Source organism: Pseudomonas sp. GD03858 (genome assembly GCF_029840925.1).
Taxonomy (GTDB): domain Bacteria; phylum Pseudomonadota; class Gammaproteobacteria; order Pseudomonadales; family Pseudomonadaceae; genus Aquipseudomonas.
In genome coordinates this window covers 39,912-62,642 of record NZ_JAOCDM010000002.1, presented here as the reverse complement: position 1 = coordinate 62,642, position 22,731 = coordinate 39,912, and the positions used below count along the sequence as shown (strand labels likewise).

The window sequence follows — 22,731 nt, the reverse complement described above, 5'->3', positions numbered from 1 at the left end:
CTTTAAGCGTCGACCAGGATCGAGGTGCCGGTCATCTCGGCCGGCTTTTCCAGCCCCAGCAGCTTGAGCATGGTCGGCGCCACGTCGGCCAGCACGCCGCCTTCGCGAACCTTGACGCTGCGCTTGCCGACATAGATGAACGGCACCGGCTCGGTGGTGTGGGCGGTGTGCGCCTGGCCGGTGCACTCGTCCTCCATCTGCTCGACGTTACCGTGGTCGGCGGTGATCAGCGCTTCGCCGCCGACCTTGTCCAGGGCCTCGACGATCCGCCCGACGCAGCCATCCAGGGCCTCGACGGCCTTGACCGCAGCGTCGAACACGCCGGTGTGGCCGACCATGTCGCCGTTGGCGTAGTTGACCACGATCACGTCATAGCGCTGCTGCTCGATGGCCTCGACGATGCGGTCGGTGACCTCGGGGGCGCTCATTTCCGGCTGCAGGTCGTAGGTGGCGACCTTCGGCGACGGGATAAGGATGCGCTCTTCGCCCTCGAACGGCTCTTCGCGGCCACCGGAGAAGAAGAAGGTGACGTGGGCGTACTTCTCGGTCTCGGCGATGCGCAGCTGGGTCTTGCCGTTCTTCGCCAGGTACTCGCCCAGCACGTTGTTCAGGCTGGCCGGGGCGAACGCCGCGGGAGCCGGGATCTTCGCCGAGTACTGGGTCAGGCCGATGTAAGCCGCCAGTTTTGGCAGGCGGGCGCGGGGGAATTCGTTGAAGTCCGGTTCGACGAACACGCGCGACAGCTCGCGGGCGCGGTCGGCGCGGAAGTTCATGAAGATCACGGCGTCGCCGTCCTCGACCTTGACCGCTTCGCCGATGCGCGTGGCCTTGACGAACTCGTCGCTCTCATCGCGGGCGTAGGCGGCCTCGAGGCCGGCCACGGCGGTCGGCGCGCTGTATTCGGCGGCGCTGTCGACGATCAGGTTGTAGGCGGCGCTGACACGGTCCCAGCGGTTGTCGCGGTCCATGGCGTAGTAGCGGCCGATCAGGCTGGCGATGCGGCCCTTGCCCAGGCGGGCGAAGGTTGCGTCGAGCAGCTCGATGGACGACTGGGCGCTGCGCGGCGGGGTGTCGCGGCCATCGAGGAAGGCGTGCAGGTAGATCTTCTCGGCGCCACGCTGCGCGGCCAGTTCGGCCATGGCGATCAGGTGGTCCTGGTGGCTGTGCACGCCGCCGTCGGAGAGCAGGCCGAGGATATGCACCGCCTTGCCGGCGCCGACCGCCTTGTCCACCGCGCCACCGAGTACCGGGTTCTCGAAGAACTCGCCGTCACGGATGGCCTTGGTGACGCGGGTGAAGTCCTGGTACACCACGCGGCCGGCGCCGAGGTTCATGTGACCGACTTCGGAGTTGCCCATCTGCCCGTCGGGCAGCCCCACGTCCATGCCGGAACCGGAGATCAGACCATGCGGCTGGGTGGCGCGCAGGCGGTCGTAGACCGGCGTGTTAGCAGCGAAGATGGCGTTGTATTCGGGGCTTTCGCTGTGACCGAAGCCATCCAGGATGATCAGGACCAGGGGTTTAGGCGTGCTCGTCATCAATCAAACTCACGGTTGTTCAAAGATGATAAAGACACGCATTTTAGGGCAAATCCGCCAGCGACGGCGAATATTCCTCCCCGTGCCCGACAAGCGCGGTCGGATATGCAACATGAAGGCTGTTTCCTTGCCGGCCCGGTGGGCTTTGGCGGTCATGGGGGGCTGTGTATACTGGCCGCCATTTTCAATCGCCTGGAACACCCCTGATGGTTGCTAACCTGATCCAATTTGCGACAAACCACTTCATCCTGGTAGCGATCTTCGTTGTACTGCTGGTCCTGCTGCTGGTCAACGAAGTCCGTCGCGGCGGCCAGAGCCTGAGCAATGGCCAGCTGACCGCGCTGGTCAACGCCGAGAAGGCGCTGGTGATCGACATCCGTCCGGCCAAGGAATACTCCGCGGGCCACATCGTCGGCGCGCTGAACATCCCGCAGGACAAGGTGGCCGGCCGCATGACCGAGCTGGAAAAACACAAAGAGAAGACCCTGATCGTCGTCGACGCGATGGGCCAGCAGTCCGGCACCATCTGCCGCGAACTGCTCAAGGCTGGCTACACCGCTGCCAAGCTCAGCGGTGGCGTTTCCAGCTGGAAAGCCGATAACCTGCCCCTGGTGAAGTGATATGAAGCCCGTCATCGTCTACTCCAGCGACTACTGCCCCTACTGCATGCGCGCCAAGTACCTGCTCGAGAGCAAGGGCGTGGCGTTCGAGGAGATCAAGGTCGACGGCAAGCCCCAGGTTCGCGCCGAAATGAGCCAGAAGGCCGGCCGTACCTCGGTGCCGCAGATCTGGATCGGCGGCACGCACGTCGGTGGATGCGATGACCTCTACGCCCTGGAGCGCGCGGGCAAGCTCGACGCGCTGCTGGCGGCCTGATTCGCACTGCATTCAAGAACATTAGGAAAAGGATCTGCAATGACTGACCAACAGAACAACGGCGCTGCCGAAGCCAACGCCCCGCAATTCTCCCTGCAGCGCATCTACGTGCGCGATCTGTCGTTCGAGGCGCCGAAAAGCCCGCAGATCTTCCGCCAGCAGTGGGAGCCGAGTGTCGGGCTGGACCTGAACACCCGCCAGAAGGCCCTGGAAGGTGACTTCCACGAGGTGGTGCTGACCCTGTCGGTGACCGTCAAGAACGGTGACGAAGTCGCCTTCATCGCTGAAGTGCAGCAGGCCGGCATCTTCCTGATCGCGGGCCTCGATGCGGCCTCGATGAGCCACACCCTCGGCGCGTTCTGCCCGAACATCCTGTTCCCGTACGCTCGCGAGACCCTGGACAGCCTGGTGACCCGTGGCTCGTTCCCGGCCCTGATGCTGTCGCCGGTCAACTTCGACGCCCTGTACGCGCAAGAGATGCAGCGCATGCAGGAAGCCGGTGAAGTGCCGACCGTGCAGTGATTTTTTGCCGGTAATGAAAAAGGCGACCTTCGTGGTCGCCTTTTTCATGTGTCATCTGTGCCGGCCTCTTCGCGGGCAAGCCCGCTCCCACAGGTATTGTGTGGGCCCTGAACGCAGCACAGTCCCTGTGGGAGCGGGCTTGCCCGCGAAGAGGCCGGTGCATTCAACACATCAGCTCCCGGCGAACCCCTGTTGCCGCCACGCCTCATATACCGTCACCGCCACGGTATTGGACAGGTTCAGGCTCCGGCACCCTGGCCGCATCGGCAGACGCAGGCGTTGCTCCGCCGGCAAGCTGTCCAGCACGTCCGCTGGCAGGCCACGGCTTTCTGGGCCGAACAGGAAGGCGTCACCCGGCTGGTACTCGACCTCGTGGAACGGATGCGAGCCCTTGGTGGTGAAGGCGAACAGCCGCGGATTGCCCAGGCTCTCCAGGCACGCGGCCAAGCTGGCATGGCGCTTTAGCGTGGCATACTCGTGGTAATCCAGCCCGGCCCGGCGCAGGCGCTTGTCATCGAGTTCGAAGCTTATCGGCTCGATCAGATGCAGGTCGCAGCCGCTGTTGGCGCACAGGCGGATGATATTGCCGGTATTCGGCGGAATTTCTGGTTGAAAAAGGATGACGTGAAACATGCACGGCTCCAGGCGTGAAGATGACGAGCATTCTACCCTCGAACCGGACCTGCGTTCGAAGGCCTTCCCGCGAGTGATCCTGTCGCTGGCCATCGTCGGACTGATGGTGGGCATGATGATCGGCCGCCTTACCGCGCCCGAGGAGCGGGTGCTGGAACAGGTGGCGGTGGTGCAGGATGGGCTCGACCTGTGGTTCAACGAAGAGCCCCAGCTGCATGGTGAGAATGTCGAGGGCACCGTGGCCGTGGTGTTCGAGGCCCAAGGCAAGGTCCAGCGTGGCCAGCTGATGCTGCAGGGCAAGCCGGTGGGCTGGCGCCTGCAGAAGAGCGATCAGGGGTTGCTGCTGACCGTGGTGGCCGCTCGTCCCCTGCGCGGCGAGTGGACCGGCGCAGAGGACGATGGGCGTTGGCGGGTGCAGGTCAGGCTGCACGAATAAAAGAGGGGATATCCCGGCCTGCCTGTACCAGGGTCCCCGAAACTGTGGGTACGCTGGCTATTGCAGGTGGCGTGCCAGGTTTTAGATGCCCGGAAATACTAGTGTTGAGGGCTTCCTGGTCAGAATTTGATGGGATTTTTGCCTTCATACGGTGCAAGTGGCACAGCTTCGGTGCAGGGCAAGCTGGAGATGTCGCAAACGCATTCGTGGGCAAGCCCGCTCCCACAGGGCCTAGATGATCCTGTGGGAGCGGGCTTGCCCGCGAATGCGTCGGTACAGGTGGTCAGGCGTCAGTGTTCCTCACCATCATCCTCATCCCCGCCATCGACCTTCATCCCCAGCTCTTTGATCTTGCGCGTCAGGGTATTGCGCCCCCAGCCCAGCAGCACTGCCGCGTCACGGCGGCGACCGGCGGTGTGCTTGAGCGCGGTCTCGATCATGATGCGTTCGAAACTCGGCACGGCGCTGTCGAGCAGGCTCGACTGGCCACGGGCCAGGGCCTGGTCGGCCCATTGGCGCAGGGCCTGCTCCCAGTTGGTCACCGGCGCGGCATCCTGGGGCAGGTTGAGCAGCTCCGGCGGCAGGTCGCCGATCAGCACCTCGCGGCTGGACGCCATCACGGTGATCCAGCGGCAGGTGTTCTCCAGCTGGCGCACGTTGCCCGGCCAGGGCAGGTTGCGCATGAACTCTTCGGTCTCCGGCTTGAGCAGCTTGGGCTCGACCGCCAGCTCCTGGGCGGCGCGGCCCAGGAAGTGACGGGCCAGGGCCGGGATGTCCTCGCGTCGATCCGCCAGGCGCGGGATGTGGATGCGGATCACATTGAGGCGGTGGAACAGGTCTTCGCGGAACTTGCCGGCCTGCACCAGTGATTCGAGGTTCTGGTGGGTGGCGGCGATGATGCGCACGTCCACCTTGACCGGCACATGGCCACCGACCCGGTAGAACTCGCCGTCGGCCAGCACCCGCAGCAGGCGGGTCTGGGTGTCGGCGGGCATGTCGCCGATCTCGTCGAGGAACAGCGTGCCGCCGTCGGCCTGCTCGAAACGGCCACGGCGCAGGTTGGCGGCGCCGGTGAAGGCGCCTTTTTCATGGCCGAACAGCTCGGACTCCATCAGGTCCTTGGGAATCGCCGCCATGTTCAGGGCGATGAACGGCGCCGCCGCGCGCGGGCTGTGGCGGTGCAGGGCGTGGGCCACCAGCTCCTTGCCGGTGCCGGACTCGCCGTTGATCAGCACGGTGATGTTGGAGTGACTGAGGCGGCCGATGGCGCGGAACACCTCCTGCATCGCCGGGGCTTCGCCGATGATCTCGGGGGTGCGGGCCAGGGCCTGGGGCACGTCCAGCGCCTGCTGCTCCTGGGCATGCTGGTTGGCGCGTTTGACCAACGATACCGCCTCGTCGACGTCGAACGGCTTGGGCAGGTACTCGAAGGCGCCGCCCTGGTACGAGGCCACGGCACTGTCCAGGTCGGAGTGGGCGGTCATGATGATCACCGGCAGGCGCGGGTGCTGTTCGCGGATCTGCGCCAGCAAGTCGAGGCCGCTGGCGCCCGGCATGCGGATATCCGAGATGATCACGTCCGGTTGCTGGCGGGCAAGGCGGCCCATCACGCCGTCGGCGCTGTCGAAGCTCTGGGTGGTCATGCCTTCTTGTTGCAGGGCTTTTTCCAGGACCCAGCGGATGGAGCGATCATCATCGACGATCCAGACGGTTTCACTTCGGCTCATGGGGCGGTAGCTCCTTGTTCCAGGGGCAGGTAGATCGAGAAGGCGGTATGGCCGGGGTGGCTTTCGCACTCGATCAGGCCCTGGTGCTGGCTGATGATGTTCTGGGTAATGGCCAGGCCCAACCCGGTGCCGTCCGGGCGGCCGCTGACCATGGGATAGAAGAGGGTGTCCTGCAGTTCCACGGGGATGCCGGGGCCGTTGTCGACGATCTCGACCCGCGCCACCAGGCGGTGGCGTACATGGCCGATGGTGAACTGACGCACGGCGCGGCTGCGCAGGCTGATACGGCCCAGGCGCAGCTCGTTCTGGCTACCGATGGCCTGCATCGCGTTGCGCACGATGTTGAGCACGGCCTGGATCATCTGTTCGCGGTCGATCAGCACGTCCGGCAGGCTCGGGTCGTAGTCGCGGACCAGGGTGATGCCGCCCTGGCTCTCGGCCTCGACCAGGCTGCACACGCGCTCGAGCACTTCGTGGATGTTGGTCATGGCCAGCGAGGGCAATTTGTTCGAGCCGAGCATGCGGTCGACCAGGTTGCGCAGGCGGTCGGCCTCTTCGATGATCACGTTGGTGTAGTCGCGCAGGCCGTCTTCCGGCAGTTCGCGGGCCAGCAGCTGCGCCGCGCCACGAATCCCGCCCAGCGGGTTCTTGATCTCGTGGGCCAGGCCGCGCACCAGCATCTTGGTGGTTTCCTGCTTGCTCAGCTGGGCCTCTTCCTTGGTGATACGCAGCAGCCGATCACGGGGGTGCACCTCGAGCAGCAGCAGGGTCTGGCCCTGGTGCAGGATCGGCGTCACGGCGTAGTCGACGGTGATGGTCTGGCCGGTCAGCGAGGTCAGCTGCGCTTCGCGCTTGGTGAACGGGTGCGCCTGTTCCACCGCCTGGCGCAGCGAGTTGAGCGCCTCGGTCGACTCGGTGAACAGCTCGCTGATGAACTGCCCATGGCTGCGCTGGCCGCTGACGGCCAGGAGCATCTCCGCGGCCGGGTTCATGTACTCCAGGCGCAGCTCGCCATTGAGCAGCAGCGTGGCGGTGGTCAGGTTGTCCAGGAGCAGACGGTGCTGTGCATCGCTGATGGTCATAAGGCGTCGTTGACCTCTTTTGGCACATTGGCGCTCCCGGGGCTGGCCAGGAGCGCGCACGGATGACGTGCTGGATGCAGTGAAAATGCAAGAACCAAACCAAGGCTCCGAAAAGAAGCGGAATTTGCCGATAAAGCCCTGGGTTTGCGCGAATTCGGGCCAGAAAGCCCTGGTTTATCGATTCTTGTGAACCAAATTGGGGTGCATGATGGGGCGCGTTGCTTTCTCGTGCACCAATATGGAGCATAGGGCGATCAGGGCGTTTTGCACAGCTGGCCGCTGGCGCGGACCAGGGCAAGATGGCGGCCAGGATCGTCCGTGCGCTGCTGCAGGGCATCGGCGAGGCGCTCACCGCACGCAGTGGATGGTGCCTGGTCGAAGCGGGCGAGGGCGGCGAGCAGTTGGCCTTGCAGGCGGTCCAGTTCGGGGCGTACGTCGCTGCCCAGGTCGCGCCGGGGAAGGTTGGGCGCCTGCCGCGCGAGGTGCCAGGTATCCAGCAGGTGATACTGGAGCAGTTTGTTCGCCTCCATCTGGTCGGCGAAGAAGGCTTCGGCCCGAGCGGGCGCCAGGTGATGGGCGGGAGCGGCCTGGCGCACGCTGGCCAGCACCTGGGCTTCGCGCGCGCTGGCCTGCACCGGCTGGCGCTGGTCCCACTTGTGCAGGGCGACTGCTTCGGCAAGGTCCAGGCGCTGCTCGAGGGTGTCGAGCAGGTGCTCGAGTGCCGGATCGGGCGATGTTGGGGAGGCACAGCCGGACAAGGCCAGGCTGCAAGTCAGGACAAGGGCGGTACGCATGGCGATCTCCTGGATTGAATGGAGACCTGAGTCTCAGCAAACGAGCGAAGTCGGCCATAGGTTTAGTCCGATTCTGCGAGCGTGAAAATGAAAACGGCCTCCCGAGGGAGGCCGTTTCACAGCGATGCCGGTGACGCCAAGGCGTCGCCTACATCACACGCTGTAGTACAGGTCGTATTCCAGCGGGTGGACGAAGGTGCGGACCTTGATCTCTTCTTCGGACTTCAGCTCGATGTAGGCATCGATGAAGTCGTCGGAGAACACGCCGCCCTTGGTCAGGAACGCACGGCCCTTGTCCAGCTCTTCCAGGGCTTCCTTCAGGCTGCCGCAAACCTGTGGAATCTCTTTCGCCTCTTCGGGCGGCAGGTCGTACAGGTTCTTGTCGGCCGCGTCGCCTGGGTGGATCTTGTTCTGGATGCCGTCCAGGCCAGCCATCAGCAGGGCGGCGAAGCACAGGTACGGGTTGGCGGCCGGGTCCGGGAAGCGCGCTTCGATACGGCGGGCTTTCGGGCTGGACACGTACGGGATACGGATCGAGGCGGAACGGTTGCGGGCCGAGTAGGCCAGCATGACCGGGGCTTCGAAGCCAGGCACCAGACGCTTGTAGGAGTTGGTGGCCGGGTTGGTGAAGCCGTTCAGGGCCTTGCCGTGCTTGATGATGCCGCCGATGAAGTACAGGGCGGTGTCGGACAGGCCGGCATAGCCTTCGCCGGAGAAGGTGTTCTTGCCGTCCTTGGAGATCGACATGTGCACGTGCATGCCCGAGCCGTTGTCGCCGTACAGCGGCTTCGGCATGAAGGTGGCGGTCTTGCCGTAGGCGTCGGCCACGTTGTGCACGCAGTACTTCAGGGTCTGGACTTCGTCAGCCTTGGTCACCAGGGTGTTGAAGCGCACGCCGATCTCGTTCTGGCCGGCGGTGGCCACTTCGTGGTGGTGAACTTCGACGACCAGGCCCATCTCTTCCATGGCGTTGCACATGGCAGTACGGATTTCGTGGTCGTGGTCGCACGGCGGAACCGGGAAGTAGCCGCCCTTGACGGCCGGACGGTGGCCCTTGTTGCCGCCGTCGACGTCCTGGTCGGTCATCCACGAGCCTTGCTCGGAGTAGATCTTGAACATCGAGCCGGAGATGTCCGACTTGAACTTGACCTGGTCGAAGATGAAGAACTCTGGCTCCGGGCCCACCAGTACGGTGTCACCGATGCCGGTGGATTTCAGGAACTCTTCGGCGCGCTTGGCGATCGCGCGCGGGTCGCGGTCGTAGCCCTGCATGGTGGACGGCTCGATCACGTCGCAGACCAGGATCAGGGTCGGCTCTTCGGTGAACGGGTCCAGCACGGCGGACGAGTCGTCCGGCAGCAGGATCATGTCGGAGGCTTCGATGCCTTTCCAGCCTTCGATCGACGAGCCGTCGAACATCTTGCCGGCTTCGAAGAAGTCCTCATCCAGCGCATCGCGAGCCGGCATGGTGACGTGGTGCTGCTTGCCCTTGGTGTCCGTGAAACGCAGATCAATCCACTTGACGTCATGATCTTTGATGAGTTGAACCGACTTCGACATGTTGTCCTCCGGATGGTCTAGGGCGCTTAGCCGCTGCCCTGGAAAAAGGGTGTTGCCGGGCGCGGATAGTCGGCCAAGCTTACCTGCCTCACAAGGGAGCAAATTGCATGCCAGTGCCCAAAAATGGCGAGCGTGGGATAAAAGGGGGCGTAGGCGGGCATTTGCGAGGTGGCGGGGTGGAAAGAATGCACCCTTAAAAGGCGCTTTTTGAATGCGAGGCACTATTTTGGTGCATGCCTGAGGCTTTGTGCTTCTTTCGGAGGCCCTTTCGCGGGTGAACCCGCTCCCACAGGATCTCCACTGGTTGCAATGATTGTGCGATCCCTGTGGGGGCGGGCTTGCCCGCGAAAGGGCCGGTACAGGCGCTGCAGAAGCCCCTGTCGCATTCATTGCAAAGCTTCTGATCAAAAGTTGCTCAAACCTTGAGCGATTTCCGCTATAATTCGCGCCCCCTATTTTTGGCAGGCCCTGCGCGCGCTGTTAAACCAATGAAACTTATCGTCAAAGTCTTCCCGGAAATCACCATCAAGAGCCGGCCGGTGCGCAAGCGCTTCATCCGCCAGCTCGGCAAGAACATCCGCAACGTGCTCAAGGACCTCGATCCTGAGCTCGCGGTCGATGGTGTCTGGGACAATCTCGAGGTGGTCACCCGCGTCGAGGACGAGAAGATCCAGCGCGAGATGATCGAGCGCCTCACCTGCACCCCGGGTATCACCCACTTCCTGCAGGTCGAGGAGTACCCGCTGGGCGACTTCGACGACATCGTCGCCAAGTGCAAGCACCACTTCGGCCACCTGCTGGCCGGCAAGCACTTCGCCGTGCGCTGCAAGCGCGGCGGCCACCACGACTTCACCTCGATGGACGTCGACCGCTACGTCGGCAGCCAGTTGCGCCAGCAGTGCGGCGCCGCCGGCATCGAGCTGAAGAAGCCCGAAGTGCTGGTGCGCATCGAGATCCGCGACCAGCGCCTGTACGTGATCCACAACCAGCACAACGGCATCGGCGGCTACCCGCTGGGCGCCCTGGAGCAGACCCTGGTGCTGATGTCCGGTGGCTTCGACTCCACCGTGGCCGCCTACCAGATGATGCGCCGCGGCCTGATGACTCACTTCTGTTTCTTCAACCTCGGTGGCCGAGCCCACGAACTGGGTGTGATGGAAGTGGCCCACTTCCTGTGGAAAAAGTACGGCAGCAGCCAGCGTGTGCTGTTCATCAGCGTGCCGTTCGAGGAAGTGGTCGGCGAAATCCTCAACAAGGTCGACAACAGCTACATGGGCGTGACCCTCAAGCGCATGATGCTGCGCGGCGCCGAGCGCATGGCCGAGCGCCTGCAGATCGATGCCCTGGTCACCGGCGAGGCGATCTCCCAGGTCTCCAGCCAGACCCTGCCGAACCTGTCGATCATCGACTCGGCCACCGACAAGCTGGTGCTGCGCCCGCTGCTGGCCAGCCACAAGCAGGACATCATCGACCAGGCCACCGAAATCGGTACAGCCGACTTCGCCAAGCACATGCCCGAGTACTGCGGCGTGATCTCGGTGAACCCGACCACCCATGCCAAGCGTCATCGCATGGAGCACGAAGAGAAGCAGTTCGACATGGCGGTGCTGGAGCGCGCCCTGGAGCGCGCCAAGTTCATCTCCATCGACCATGTGATCGACGAACTGGGCAAGGACGTCGAAATCGAAGAGGTGGCCGAGGCCCTGCCGGGCCAGATCGTCATCGACATTCGCCACCCCGACGCTCAGGAAGATGAACCCCTGGTGATCGAGGGCATCGAAGTCCAGGCCCTGCCGTTCTACGCGATCAACAGTAAGTTCAAGCACCTGGATGCCAACCGCCAGTACCTGCTGTATTGCGACAAGGGTGTGATGAGCCGTCTGCACGCACACCACCTGCTCAGTGAGGGACATGCCAATGTGCGTGTTTATCGTCCGACATAAGACCCCAGGGCTGTATGGCGGCAGCATCCGCCATCGCCCTCCCGACCACCGGGCCCGCTGAGCCGCAAACCGTACACATTGGCCGCCTACACTGGCGGCAACCGAATCCTCTGATCGAGATACAGTTGTGATCGAAAATCTGCGTAACATCGCCATCATCGCCCACGTTGACCATGGTAAAACCACCCTGGTCGACAAACTCCTGCGCCAGTCCGGCACCCTGGAGCGCAACGAGCTCAACGACGAGCGCGTCATGGACTCCAACGACCAGGAAAAAGAGCGCGGCATTACCATTCTGGCGAAAAACACCGCCATCAACTGGAACGGCTACCACATCAACATCGTCGACACCCCCGGCCACGCCGACTTCGGTGGCGAGGTCGAGCGTGTAATGTCGATGGTCGACTCGGTGCTGCTGCTGGTCGACGCCCAGGACGGCCCGATGCCGCAAACCCGCTTCGTGACCAAGAAGGCCTTCGAAGCCGGTCTGAAGCCGATCGTCGTGATCAACAAGGTCGACCGTCCGGGCGCGCGTCCTGACTGGGTTCTGGACCAGATCTTCGACCTGTTCGACAACCTCGGCGCCACCGACGAACAGCTGGACTTCAAAGTCGTCTACGCCTCGGCCCTGAACGGCATCGCCGGTCTGGACCACACCGCCATGGGCGAAGACATGACCGCGCTGTACCAGTCGATCGTCGACAACGTACCGGCCCCGGACGTCGACCGTGACGGTTCGTTCCAGATGCAGATCTCGGCACTGGACTACAACAGCTTCCTCGGCGTTATCGGTGTTGGCCGCATCGCCCGTGGTCGCGTCAAGCCGAACACCCCGGTCGTCGCCATCGACACCAACGGCAAGAAGCGTAACGGCCGTATTCTGAAGCTGATGGGTCACCACGGTCTGCACCGCGTCGACGTCGAGGAAGCCCAGGCTGGCGACATCGTCTGCATCAGCGGCTTCGACGAGCTGTTCATTTCCGACACCCTGTGCGCCCCGGACGCGGTAGAGGCGATGAAGCCGCTGACCGTCGACGAGCCAACCGTTTCGATGACCTTCCAGGTCAACGACTCGCCGTTCTGCGGCAAGGAAGGCAAGTTCGTCACCAGCCGTAACATCAAGGACCGCCTGGACAAAGAGCTGCTGTACAACGTTGCCCTGCGCGTTCAGGAAACCGATTCCCCTGACAAGTTCAAGGTATCGGGCCGTGGCGAGCTGCACCTGTCGGTACTGATCGAAACCATGCGTCGCGAAGGCTTCGAGATGGCTGTTGGCCGTCCTGAAGTGATCATCCGTGAAGTCGACGGCGTCAAGCAGGAGCCGTTCGAGAACGTCACCATCGACATCCCTGAAGAATCCCAGGGCAAGGTCATGGAAGAGATGGGTCTGCGTAAAGGCGACCTGACCAACATGGTGCCGGATGGCAAGGGCCGTGTTCGCCTGGAATACAACATTCCAGCCCGTGGTCTGATCGGTTTCCGTAACCAGTTCCTGACCCTGACCAACGGTGCAGGCATCCTGACCTCGATCTTCGATCGCTACGACACCATGAAGTCGGGCCAGATGTCCGGCCGTCTGAACGGTGTCCTGGTTTCGGTCGAGACCGGCAAGGCACTGACCTACTCGCTGGAAACCCTGCAGGCTCGCGGCAAGCTGTTCGTTGAGCACGGCCAGGAGATCTACAACGGCCAGATCATCGGCCTGAACAGCCGTGACAACGACCTGGGCGTGAACCCGACCAAAGGCAAGAAGCTCGACAACATGCGTGCTTCGGGCAAGGACGAAGTCATCGCCCTGGTTCCGCCGGTTCGCCACACCCTCGAGCAGGCCCTGGAATTCATCCAGGACGACGAGCTGTGCGAAGTTACTCCTAAGTCGATCCGTCTGCGCAAGAAGATCCTCGACGAAGGCGAGCGTACCCGCGCTGCCAAGAAAGCCAAGAACTGAGTCATTGGTTCAGGCTGAATGAAAACGCCCCCGGTCGAAAGGCCGGGGGCGTTTTTGTTTGCCTTCAGATTTTGGGGCCGCTTTGCGGCCCATCGCGACACAAGGCCGCTCCTACAGGAGATCGCGGCCCCCTGTAGGAGCGGCCTTGTGTCGCGATGGGCTGCAAAGCAGCCCCCAGGATTTCAAAAGCAAAGCAGGATCAGCGGGTAGCCACCTTGGGCTTGTACGCGCAATACCCCGGACGCGGCCCGACCTTGGGATGATTGCGGCAGGTATCCGGGCGCTTGTCATAAATGGTGCAAAGCCGGCTCTTGCGGTCCAGATAGAGGCAGTCGTCGTTGCTCATCCGGGTCAGGGTGAAGATCCCCGACTTCTGGTTGAAGCGTTCGATGATGCCGTCCTTTTGCAGGCGTTTGGCGATGTTCTTCGGCGGCTCGTCCTTCTCGAACTCGTCCACCACGCCGATGCGGATCAGATCCTTGATCTTCACCTCCACCGGCAGGGTGCAGCAGGTCGAGTGGCAGCCACCGCACATATGGCTGGCATAGCGCTGCCAGGTCTCCAGGCGGTCGACTTCGGCGGCGGCGATCAGGGTCGGTTTCATGGTTGCGGTTTTATTCTTGCAAGGGAAATCACGGTTTTGGGGCGCGCGATCATACCGGAGTTGTTCAAATTGTGAACAACCTTTTGCCGGTTCGGCGAGCGGTTGGTGAAAACCGCGAACCGTCGCTGTCGCTCCGTGTCAGAGCGTCTAGGCTGAACAATCTCCCTGCGCTTTCGCCCATTTGCCCGAGGATGCCTCATGTCCCAGGAAACCGAAGCCCGTGACGAAAAGGACCATAGTGCAGAGGTGGCGGCCTTTCGTGCCGCCGTGCTGGCCAAGCTGACCTACGCGGTCGGCAAGGACCCGGAACACGCCTTCGACCACGACTGGTTCGAGGCCATCGCCCTGGCCGCCCGCGACCATATGGTCGATCACTGGATGGATCACACCCGCCAGGCCTATCGGCGCAGCCAGAAGCGCGTCTACTACCTCTCCCTCGAGTTCCTCATCGGCCGTCTGCTGTACGACAGCCTGAGCAACCTGGGTTATCTGGAGATCGCGCGCGAGGCGCTGCAAGGGCTGGACGTTGACCTGGAGCGCATTCGCCTGCTGGAGCCCGACGCGGCACTGGGCAATGGCGGCCTGGGACGCCTGGCAGCGTGCTTCATGGAGAGCATGTCGACCCTGGGCATTGCCGCCCACGGCTACGGCATCCGCTACGAGCATGGCTTGTTCCGCCAGGCCGTGGTCGATGGCTGGCAGCAGGAACAGACCGAGAACTGGCTGGATTTCGGCAACCCCTGGGAGTTCGAGCGTGCCGAGGTTATCTATCCGATCAGTTTCGGCGGCAGCGTCGAGACCGTGCATGAAAGCAATGGCCAGCAGCGCCAGGTCTGGTGGCCGGGCGAGACGGTGCGGGCGGTGGCCTACGACACGCCGGTGGTCGGCTGGCGCGGCGCCAGCGTCAACACCCTGCGCCTGTGGCGGGCTCGGGCGCTGGAGGAGTTGCACCTGGAACGCTTCAATGCCGGCGACCACCTGGGCGCGGTGGCCGAGGTGGCCCGCGCCGAGAGTATCTCGCGGGTGCTGTACCCGGCCGACAGCACCGAGGCCGGCCAGGAGCTGCGCCTGCGCCAGGAGTACTTCTTCGTCTCCGCCTCGCTGCAGGACCTGCTGCGCCGTCACCTGAACATGCACAAGGACCTGCTCAACCTGCCGGACGCCGCGGCCATCCAGCTCAACGACACCCACCCGTCGATCGCCGTGGCCGAACTGATGCGCCTGTTGGTGGACCAGCACGAAATCCCCTGGGACAAAGCCTGGGAGCTGACCGTCGGGACCTTGGCCTACACCAACCACACCCTGCTGCCCGAGGCCCTGGAAACCTGGCCGGTGGCGCTGATGGAGCGCATGCTGCCCCGGCACATGCAGATCATCTACCTGATCAATGCCTACCATATCGATGCCTTGCGCGCCAAAGGCCTGCACGACTTCGACGTGCTGCGCGCGGTGTCGCTGATCGAAGAGGACAATGGCCGCCGGGTGCGCATGGGCAACCTGGCGTTCCTCGGCTCGCACAGCGTCAACGGCGTGTCGGCGCTGCACAGCAAGCTGATGAAGAGCACGGTGTTCGCCGAACTGCACAAGCTCTATCCGCAGCGCATCAACAACAAGACCAACGGCATCACCTTCCGCCGCTGGCTGTACCAGTCCAACCCGCAACTCACGGCGATGTTGATCGAGGCGTTGGGGCCGGAGGTGCTGGACGACCCGGAAGGCAAGCTCAAGGGCCTGGCGCCCTTCGCCGACAAGGCCACCTTCCGCAAGCAGTTCGCCGCTCAGCGCCTGCACAGCAAGCGTGCCCTGGCCAGCATCATCCAGGACCGCCTGGGCGTGACGGTCAACCCGGAGGCGCTGTTCGATGTCCAGGTCAAGCGCATCCACGAGTACAAGCGCCAGCTGCTCAACCTGCTGCACACCGTGGCGCTGTACCAGGCCATGCGCAACGACCCCGGCACCAACTGGGTGCCGCGGGTGAAGATCTTCGCCGGCAAGGCGGCGGCCAGCTACCACCAGGCCAAGCTGATCATCAAATTGGCCAACGACATCGCCCGGGTGGTCAACAACGACCCGACCGTGCGCGGCCTGCTCAAGGTGGTGTTCCTGCCCAACTACAACGTCAGCCTGGCCGAGAGCATCATCCCGGCAGCGGATCTGTCCGAGCAGATCTCCACCGCTGGCTACGAGGCGTCCGGTACCAGCAACATGAAGTTCGGCCTCAATGGCGCGCTGACCATCGGCACCCTGGATGGCGCCAATGTCGAGATGTGCGAGCAGGTGGGCGCCGAGAACATGTTCATCTTCGGCCTGACCGCCCAGCAGGTGGAGGCGCGCAAGCGCAGCGGCGATTTCGGCGCCGCCGCGGCGATCGCCGCCTCTCATCGCCTGGGTGATGTGCTGCAGGCGATCCGCAGCGGGGTGTTCTCGTCGGACGACCCGGCGCGCTATGCCGGGTTGGTGGATGGCTTGATCGCCTATGATCGCTTTCTGGTATGCGCCGACTTCGATGCCTACTGGGATGCCCAGCGGCGGGTCGAGGAACTGTGGCATTCACCGCAGGACTGGTGGCGCATGGCGGTGCTCAACACCGCGCGGATGGGCTGGTTCTCGTCGGACCGGACCATTCGCGAGTATGCGACCGAGATCTGGAAGGCGTTGGATTGAGCCAGGGGCATCGCGGGGCAAGTCGGGCCGCCGCGATGGCTGTCGAACCGACCACCGGCCGGCTGCTTGCTGAACTCAACCTCACCCGACGAGTCTCTTTGCTCGCTAGCCCGCAACTCTCCCTGTAAACTGCGGGGGTTTTTCTCCCCCTTTCCACTTCGGAGCCATACATGTCCCGCGTTACCCTGAGTCGCTATCTGATTGAGCAGACCCGCAGCAACAACACCCCTGCCGATCTGCGCTTCCTGATCGAAGTGGTGGCGCGTGCGTGCAAGGAGATCAGCCACCACGTGTCCAAGGGTGCCCTCGGCGGCGTGCTGGGCAGCATGGGCACCGAAAACGTGCAGGGCGAAGTGCAGAAGAAGCTCGACGTGATCTCCAACGACATCCTGCTCGAGGCCAACGAGTGGGGCGGCCACCTGGCCGGCATGGCCTCCGAGGAAATGGACAACGCCTACCAGATCCCGGGCAAGTACCCGAAAGGCGCCTACCTGCTGGTCTTCGACCCGCTGGACGGTTCGTCGAACATCGACGTCAACGTGTCGGTCGGCACCATCTTCTCGGTACTGCGTTGCCCTAACCAGTACCTGAGCCAGAACGAAAGCCTTAACGAGAATGCCTTCCTGCAGCCAGGCACCGAGCAGGTCGCCGCCGGTTACGCCATCTACGGCCCGCAGACCATGCTGATCCTGACCCTGGGCAACGGCGTCAAGGGCTTCACCCTGGACCGCGAGCTGGGCAGCTTCGTCCTGACCCACGAAAACATCCGCGTACCGGAAACCACCGCCGAGTTCGCCATCAACATGTCCAACCAGCGTCACTGGGAAGCCCCGGTACAGCGCTACGTGGGCGAGCTGCTGGCCGGCGAGACCGGTCCGCTGAAGAAGAACTACAACATGCGCTGGATCGCCTCGATGGTGGCCGACGTGCACCGCATCCTGACCCGTGGCGGTCTGTTCATGTACCCGCGCGATGCCCGCGAGCCGAGCAAACCGGGCAAGCTGCGCCTGATGTACGAAGCCAACCCGATGTCGTTCATCATCGAACAGGCCGGTGGCGCTTCCACCAACGGTTACGAGCGCATCCTCGATATCAAGCCGGAGAGCCTGCACCAGCGCGTGTCGGTGATTCTCGGCTCGAAGGAAGAGGTAGAGCGCGTCACCGCCTACCACAAGGAGTAAGTCATGCTGGCACCTTGGCAGCCGTTGCTGGAGTGGTGGTTCGGTTGGGGCTCCAGTCCCCAGGCCGTGGCTGACGAGAAGAGCACGCTGTGGTTCGGCAAGCACCACGATGCCGATGCCCAGGCGCTGTTCGGCGATCTCACCGAGCAGGCCCTGGCGGGCGGGCTCGACGAGTGGCAGCAGAGTCCGCAGGGCTGGCTGGGTTTGCTGATCTTGCTGGACCAGATGCCACGCATGATCCATCGCGACACGCCGCGCGCCTTCGAAGGCGATCGGCGGGCCCAGGTGGTGGCGATGCAGGGCCTGCAGAAAGGCTGGGACTACCAGCTGCTGCCGATCCAGCGGGTATTCGTGCTGCTGGTGCTGGAGCATGCCGAGGTGCTGGACTGGCAGAACCTGTGCGTCGAGCGTTATCAGGCGTTGCTGGACGAGCAGCCGGAAGCCAATCGCCGGTTGTTCGAAGGTTTCCTCGACTATGCCGAGCAACACCAGCGGGTGATAGCCCGCTTCGGGCGCTTCCCGCACCGCAACCTGGTGCTGGAGCGGCCGAGCACCAGCGAGGAGATGGATTTCTTGCTGGAGCCTGGGTCCCGCTTCTGAATAGCCGGGCCTGCTGCGCAGGCCTTTCGCGACCCAAGGCCGCTCCTACAGGAAATCGCATTCCCCTGTAGGAGCGGCCTTGTGTCGCGATGGGCCGCAAAGCGGCCCCCAGGGCCTTCGAATCAGATCCTGAAACTCCCCACCAGATGCTTCAACCGCTCGACCTGATGCTCCAGGTCGCTGCAGGCACGCAAGGTGCTCTGCAGGTTGTGCACCCCTTCCTGATTCAGCGTGTTGATCTCGGTGATGTCGACATTGATCGACTCGACCACGGCCGTCTGCTCCTCGGTGGCGGTGGCCACCGACTGGTTCATGCCGTCGATCTCGCCGATACGCTGGGTGACGCTGCCCAGGCGCTCGCCGGCCTGGTTGGCGATGCCGACGCTGCGGTCGCTGTGCTGCTGGCTCTGGTTCATGGTGCTGACCGCCACCTGGGCGCCGGCCTGCAGTTCCTCGATCAGCCGCTGCACCTGTTGCGCCGAGTCCTGGGTACGGTGGGCCAGGTTGCGCACCTCGTCCGCCACAACCGCGAAGCCGCGGCCAGCCTCACCGGCGCGGGCGGCCTCGATGGCGGCGTTGAGCGCCAGCAGGTTGGTCTGCTGCGAGATGCCGCTGATCACATCGAGGATCTGGCCGATGTTCGCCGTGTGGTTGTTCAGCGTCTCGATATTGCCGCTGGCGTCACTGATGCGTGCCGACAGCTGGTTCATCACCTCGATGGTCTCACCGACCACCTGCTGGCCTTCTTCGGCCAGGCCACGGGCGGCGCTGGAGTGCTGCGAGGCGAGGGCGGCGTTCTGGGCGATCTCCTGGGCGGCTGCGCCCAGCTGGTTGATGGCGGCGGCCACGCTGCTGGTACGACTCGACTGCTGGTCAGCGTTGTGGATCGAGGCATTGGAGGCGCTCACCACCTGGCTGGCCACGGTATTCACCTGGCCGGTGGCCGAGGCCACCTCGCGGATCGACTCGTGAATGCGCTCGACGAAGCGGTTGAACGACTGCGCCAGGCTGCCGAACTCGTCCTGGGCGTGAATGTTCAGGCGGCGGGTCAGGTCGCCTTCGCCCTCGGCGATGTCACGCATGGCGCGGCCCATCACGTGCAGCGGCTCCATCAGCACGCGGATCAACAGGCCGAGCAGGGCGATGATCACCACCACCGCGATCAACGTCGCCACCACCGCCGAGCTGCGCAATTCGCCGAGCATGGCGAAGGCCGCATCCTGGTCCAGCACCAGCGCCACGTACCAGTCCGCCGATGGCACACCGTCGACATGGGTGAAGCTGATGAACTGCCGGCGACCCTCGATCTCGACTTCTTTCAGGCCGCTGCCGATGCGCAGATCGTTGCCGGGGTAGACATCGGCCAGGGTCTTGAGCGCCAGCTCGCCCTTGGGGTGGATGAGCACCTTGCCTTCGCCGTTGACGATGAACGCGTGCCCGTGGCCGCCGAAGTCCAGGGTGTTGATCAGGTTGCTGATGGTCTGCAGGTCGGTATCAACACCGCTCACGCCGATCATGCGCCCGCCCTGCTGCACCGGGGTGGCCAGGGTGATCACCAACTTGCCGGCCGAGACCGAGATGTATGGCTCGGTGACGATCGTCTGGCCTGCCGCGCTGGCCGCCTTGTACCAGCCGCGCACGCGCGGGTCGTAGTCGGCGGCGCGGTTGCCCAGCGGCACCGACTGCATGCTGCCGTCCTGGCCGCCGAAGTAGGTGAGGATGAAGTTGCCGCTGTACACCGGCAACGCCAGGATGCGCTCGAGGCTGCCCTTGGTCGGTCCGTCGACGGCGATCTGTTGGGCCACCGAGTTCACCAGCTGGATACGGCTGTCGAGCCAGGTGCGGATGTTGCCCGCGGTCAGGTTGCCCAGTGACTGCAATGTCGATTCGGTGTCGCTGCGCAGCGACTGGCGCTGTCGGTAGTCGTTGAACAGGACGAAGCAGGTAAAGGCGACGGCCACCACCAAAGCGGCGGCCAGCAGGATCTTGTGGCTGAACTTGAGGTTCTTGGTCATTTTTTTGAAGTCTGCGCACGGGCACTAAAAAGAGGTGGGTGCGGCAAAAGGCCACGCCACCGCTCTATGTCGTCACGCCGGGATAAAACATTAATCGTTTGCGCGCCAGCCGACCAACGGAGCACTACTAAACCTGGGGGCGCAGGGAACCGAGGAGCCATTTTCCCTTCTAAGCTCCCTGCAGGTTCTCGTCCCTGCGTATCCACCTCCAGGAGTGTCCTTCATGTCGTTGCGTTCCCTCGCCCTGTTGTCCTTGTGCGTCGTCCTGACCGCCTGCAGCAAGATCAACCAGGAAAACTATTCCAAGCTCAAGGCCGGCATGAACAAGGCCGAGGTCGAGCAACTGCTGGGCTCGCCCAAGGAGTGTTCCGGCGCGCTGGGCATGAGCAGCTGCACCTGGGGTGACGAGAAGAGCTTCATCAGCGTGCAGTACGCCGCGGACAAGGTCCTGATGTATTCCGGGCAGGGCCTCAAATGAGGCGTCTGCACCTGCTGCTGGGCGTGTGCCTGGTGATGCTGCTGGGTGGCTGCGCCACCTCGGCCACCGACCCGCTGGCGCCGAAGACCGCGGGTGCGGTCGACCTCAAGCGTTACCAGGGCAAATGGTTCGAGCTGGCGCGCCTGCCGATGAAGTACCAGGACGGCTGCGCCCAGTCCGAGGCCCATTACAACCTCAAGCCCGATGGCACGGTCGGCGTGCTCAATCGCTGCCGCACCCTGGGCGACGAGTGGCTGCGCGCCGAAGGCCATGCCACGCAGCAGGAGGCCGGGCACACCGACAAGCTGTGGGTGGAGTTCGACAACTGGTTCACCCGCCTGGTGCCGGGGGTGGCCAAGGGCGACTACTGGATCCTGTTCGTCGACGAGCGCTACCGCACGGCGATCGTCGGCAGTCCGGACCGCAAGTACCTGTGGATTCTGTCGCGCTCGCCTTCGCTGCCGGCCTGGGAGCGCGAGAGCCTGCTGGCCAAGGCTCGGCAGCAGGGGTATGACACCAATCGGCTGATCTGGCGCACGCCCGACAGAGAGATCGTCGCCCGGCATTGAGCAGCAGGCTGACTCGTCCCCTGTAGGAGCGGCCTTGTGTCGCGAAAGGGCCGCAGAGCGGCCCCGGCGATATGTGCATTGACATTGAAACCCTGGGGGCGCTTCGCACCCCTTTCGCGACACAAGGGCGTTCCTACAGAGCCGGCGTTCAGGCTAGAAGCTGGCGCAATACCTCGACAAACGCCGCCGCGCTTTCCTCTTCCTGGCCATGCCGCCCCTGGCGTACCACCCAGCGTCCGTCGACCATCACATCGCGCACCTGGCGATCGCCGCCCGCGAACAGCCAGCGATTGAGGATGGCATCGCCGTCGGCCACGGCCAGGTATGGATCCTGCCCATCGAGCACCAGCCAGTCCGCGCGCTTGCCCACGGCCAGTTCGCCGATCGGCTGCCCCAGCGCCTGGGCGCCACCCGCCAGCGCGGCGTCGTAGAGGGTGCGGCCAACCATCGGCTGGTCGCCGCGATACAACCGGTTGCGCCGTTGGTCGCGCAAGCGCTGTCCATACTCCAGCCAGCGCAGCTCCTCGACCACGCTGAGCGACACATGGCTGTCCGAGCCAATGCCCATACGCCCGCCCTGGGCCAGGTAGTCCACCGCCGGGAAGATACCGTCGCCCAGGTTCGCCTCGGTGGTCAGGCACAATCCGGCCACCGCGCCGCTGCGGGCCATGGCGGTGACTTCGTCGGCTTCGGCGTGGGTGGCGTGGACCAGGCACCAGCGCTGATCGACATCGACGTGTTCGTACAGCCACTGCAGCGGACGGCGGCCGCTCCAGGCCAGGCAGTCATCGACTTCCTTCTGCTGCTCGGCAATGTGGATATGCACTGGGCAGGCCGCATCGCCGGCGCCCAGCACATCGGCGATCTGGCCCGGCGTCACCGCACGCAGGGAGTGGAAGCATAGTCCCAGCGCCTGCGCCGGTTGTTGCGTCAGCAAGGGGGCAAGCTGCTGTTGCAGGCGCAAGTACTGCTCGGTGGCGTTGATGAAGCGTCGCTGGCCGTCGTTGGGGGCCTGGCCGCCGAAGCCGGAATGGCTGTACAGCACCGGCAGCAGGGTCAGGCCGATGCCGCTGGCACTGGCGGCGGCGCTGATGCGGCGCGACAGCTCGGCAGGGTCGGCGTAGGCCTGGCCGTTCTGGTCATGGTGCACGTAATGGAACTCGGCCACCGAGGTGTAGCCAGCCTTGAGCATCTCGATGTACAGCTGGCGGGCGATCACCTGCAATTGCTCCGGGGTGATCCGGCCGACCAGACGGTACATCAGCTCGCGCCAGGTCCAGAAGCTGTCGTTGGGGTTGCCGGCCACTTCCGCCAGCCCCGCCATGGCCCGCTGGAACGCGTGCGAATGCAGGTTGGGCATGCCTGGCAGCAATGGCCCGGCCAGGCGCTCGGCGCCGGCGGCGCTGGCATCGGCCTCGATCGAGGCCAGTCGGCCGTCGGCGGCGACCTCCAGGCGGACATTGCGGGCCCAGCCCGAGGGCAGCAGGGCGCGTTCGGCGAAATAGGCGGACATCGGTGAAATCCTGTTATTGTTAACTTGTATATACATATACAGCCGTTT

At 64.0% G+C, this 22,731-nt stretch carries 20 protein-coding genes; 11 read left to right on the top strand and 9 right to left on the bottom strand.

Annotated elements, in window-relative coordinates:
• Nucleotides 1–2: 2 nt before the first annotated feature.
• Nucleotides 3–1,538 (bottom strand): 2,3-bisphosphoglycerate-independent phosphoglycerate mutase, encoded by a 1,536-nt coding sequence (gene gpmI, locus N5D48_RS01305; protein WP_279880249.1) that lies wholly within the window; start codon nucleotides 1,536–1,538, stop codon nucleotides 3–5.
• A 206-nt stretch (nucleotides 1,539–1,744) separates the two neighbouring features.
• On the opposite strand from gpmI, the gene N5D48_RS01300 reads away from it, so the two are divergent.
• From N5D48_RS01300 to secB, 3 genes are read left to right on the top strand one after another with little or no spacing between them, the layout of a single operon-like run.
• Nucleotides 1,745–2,158, top strand: coding sequence for a rhodanese-like domain-containing protein (locus tag N5D48_RS01300; RefSeq protein ID WP_279880247.1), 414 nt, complete (start codon nucleotides 1,745–1,747; stop codon nucleotides 2,156–2,158).
• 1 nt (nucleotide 2,159) lies between these two features.
• Nucleotides 2,160–2,414, top strand: a complete 255-nt coding sequence (grxC, locus tag N5D48_RS01295) for a glutaredoxin 3 (RefSeq protein ID WP_258703394.1) — start codon at nucleotides 2,160–2,162, stop codon at nucleotides 2,412–2,414.
• Nucleotides 2,415–2,453: 39 nt separating this feature from the next.
• Nucleotides 2,454–2,936, top strand: coding sequence for a protein-export chaperone SecB (gene secB / locus N5D48_RS01290; RefSeq protein WP_279880240.1), 483 nt, complete (start codon nucleotides 2,454–2,456; stop codon nucleotides 2,934–2,936).
• 171 nt (nucleotides 2,937–3,107) lie between these two features.
• Here the strand turns inward: secB and trmL are convergent, their stop codons facing one another.
• Nucleotides 3,108–3,569, bottom strand: a complete 462-nt coding sequence (gene trmL, locus N5D48_RS01285; protein ID WP_279880238.1) for a tRNA (uridine(34)/cytosine(34)/5-carboxymethylaminomethyluridine(34)-2'-O)-methyltransferase TrmL — start codon at nucleotides 3,567–3,569, stop codon at nucleotides 3,108–3,110.
• On the opposite strand from trmL, the gene N5D48_RS01280 reads away from it, so the two are divergent.
• A complete protein-coding gene (locus N5D48_RS01280) occupies nucleotides 3,568–4,005 on the top strand; it encodes a hypothetical protein (RefSeq protein ID WP_279880235.1) in 438 nt (145 codons plus the stop codon). The two genes, trmL and N5D48_RS01280, sit on opposite strands and share 2 nt — an antisense overlap.
• Nucleotides 4,006–4,295: 290 nt before the next feature.
• On the opposite strand, the gene ntrC is transcribed toward N5D48_RS01280, so the two are convergent.
• From ntrC to glnA, 4 genes are all read right to left on the bottom strand, one after another.
• Nucleotides 4,296–5,732, bottom strand: a complete 1,437-nt coding sequence (ntrC, locus tag N5D48_RS01275; RefSeq protein ID WP_279880231.1) for a nitrogen regulation protein NR(I) — start codon at nucleotides 5,730–5,732, stop codon at nucleotides 4,296–4,298.
• Entirely contained in the window at nucleotides 5,729–6,814 is a 1,086-nt protein-coding gene (gene glnL / locus N5D48_RS01270; RefSeq protein WP_279880228.1) for a nitrogen regulation protein NR(II), read from the bottom strand. Before glnL ends, ntrC begins: the two co-directional genes overlap by 4 nt.
• Nucleotides 6,815–7,068: 254 nt before the next feature.
• The gene (locus N5D48_RS01265) at nucleotides 7,069–7,608 is read right to left on the bottom strand and encodes a chorismate mutase (protein ID WP_279880226.1); all 540 of its coding nucleotides are present in this window, start codon (nucleotides 7,606–7,608) and stop codon (nucleotides 7,069–7,071) included.
• A 153-nt stretch (nucleotides 7,609–7,761) separates the two neighbouring features.
• Nucleotides 7,762–9,168 (bottom strand): glutamate--ammonia ligase, encoded by a 1,407-nt coding sequence (gene glnA, locus N5D48_RS01260; RefSeq protein ID WP_279880223.1) that lies wholly within the window; start codon nucleotides 9,166–9,168, stop codon nucleotides 7,762–7,764.
• A gap of 488 nt (nucleotides 9,169–9,656) precedes the next feature.
• On the opposite strand from glnA, the gene thiI reads away from it, so the two are divergent.
• Both thiI and typA read left to right on the top strand, forming a co-directional pair.
• On the top strand, nucleotides 9,657–11,111 hold the full coding sequence (gene thiI / locus N5D48_RS01255; RefSeq protein ID WP_279880221.1) for a tRNA uracil 4-sulfurtransferase ThiI: 1,455 nt from the start codon (nucleotides 9,657–9,659) through the stop codon (nucleotides 11,109–11,111).
• 127 nt (nucleotides 11,112–11,238) lie between these two features.
• Entirely contained in the window at nucleotides 11,239–13,059 is a 1,821-nt protein-coding gene (gene typA, locus N5D48_RS01250) for a translational GTPase TypA (protein ID WP_027921032.1), read from the top strand.
• Nucleotides 13,060–13,258: 199 nt separating this feature from the next.
• Here typA and N5D48_RS01245 read toward each other — a convergent pair whose 3' ends face one another.
• Nucleotides 13,259–13,663 (bottom strand): YkgJ family cysteine cluster protein, encoded by a 405-nt coding sequence (locus N5D48_RS01245; protein WP_198744613.1) that lies wholly within the window; start codon nucleotides 13,661–13,663, stop codon nucleotides 13,259–13,261.
• A 198-nt stretch (nucleotides 13,664–13,861) separates the two neighbouring features.
• Between N5D48_RS01245 and N5D48_RS01240 the strand changes: the two genes are divergently transcribed.
• The 3 genes from N5D48_RS01240 to N5D48_RS01230 all read left to right on the top strand — a co-directional run bounded on the left by N5D48_RS01240 (nucleotide 13,862) and on the right by N5D48_RS01230 (nucleotide 18,108).
• Nucleotides 13,862–16,327: a glycogen/starch/alpha-glucan phosphorylase gene (locus tag N5D48_RS01240; protein ID WP_279880216.1), complete on the top strand. Its 2,466-nt coding sequence runs from the start codon at nucleotides 13,862–13,864 to the stop codon at nucleotides 16,325–16,327.
• A gap of 170 nt (nucleotides 16,328–16,497) precedes the next feature.
• Nucleotides 16,498–17,508: a class 1 fructose-bisphosphatase gene (locus N5D48_RS01235; protein WP_050707287.1), complete on the top strand. Its 1,011-nt coding sequence runs from the start codon at nucleotides 16,498–16,500 to the stop codon at nucleotides 17,506–17,508.
• A 3-nt stretch (nucleotides 17,509–17,511) separates the two neighbouring features.
• Nucleotides 17,512–18,108: a DUF924 domain-containing protein gene (locus N5D48_RS01230; protein WP_279880212.1), complete on the top strand. Its 597-nt coding sequence runs from the start codon at nucleotides 17,512–17,514 to the stop codon at nucleotides 18,106–18,108.
• A gap of 122 nt (nucleotides 18,109–18,230) precedes the next feature.
• On the opposite strand, the gene N5D48_RS01225 is transcribed toward N5D48_RS01230, so the two are convergent.
• Nucleotides 18,231–20,123 (bottom strand): methyl-accepting chemotaxis protein, encoded by a 1,893-nt coding sequence (locus N5D48_RS01225; RefSeq protein ID WP_279880210.1) that lies wholly within the window; start codon nucleotides 20,121–20,123, stop codon nucleotides 18,231–18,233.
• A 223-nt stretch (nucleotides 20,124–20,346) separates the two neighbouring features.
• Between N5D48_RS01225 and bamE the strand changes: the two genes are divergently transcribed.
• Both bamE and N5D48_RS01215 read left to right on the top strand, forming a co-directional pair.
• Nucleotides 20,347–20,601 carry an outer membrane protein assembly factor BamE gene (gene bamE / locus N5D48_RS01220; protein ID WP_028688397.1) on the top strand — a complete coding sequence of 85 codons (255 nt, stop codon included), beginning with the start codon at nucleotides 20,347–20,349 and terminating at the stop codon, nucleotides 20,599–20,601.
• Nucleotides 20,598–21,170 carry a lipocalin family protein gene (locus tag N5D48_RS01215; protein ID WP_279880205.1) on the top strand — a complete coding sequence of 191 codons (573 nt, stop codon included), beginning with the start codon at nucleotides 20,598–20,600 and terminating at the stop codon, nucleotides 21,168–21,170. Before bamE ends, N5D48_RS01215 begins: the two co-directional genes overlap by 4 nt.
• Nucleotides 21,171–21,318: 148 nt before the next feature.
• Here N5D48_RS01215 and N5D48_RS01210 read toward each other — a convergent pair whose 3' ends face one another.
• Complete coding sequence (locus tag N5D48_RS01210; protein WP_279880202.1) at nucleotides 21,319–22,683, bottom strand: formimidoylglutamate deiminase; 1,365 nt, start codon at nucleotides 22,681–22,683, stop codon at nucleotides 21,319–21,321.
• Nucleotides 22,684–22,731: the final 48 nt, after the last annotated feature.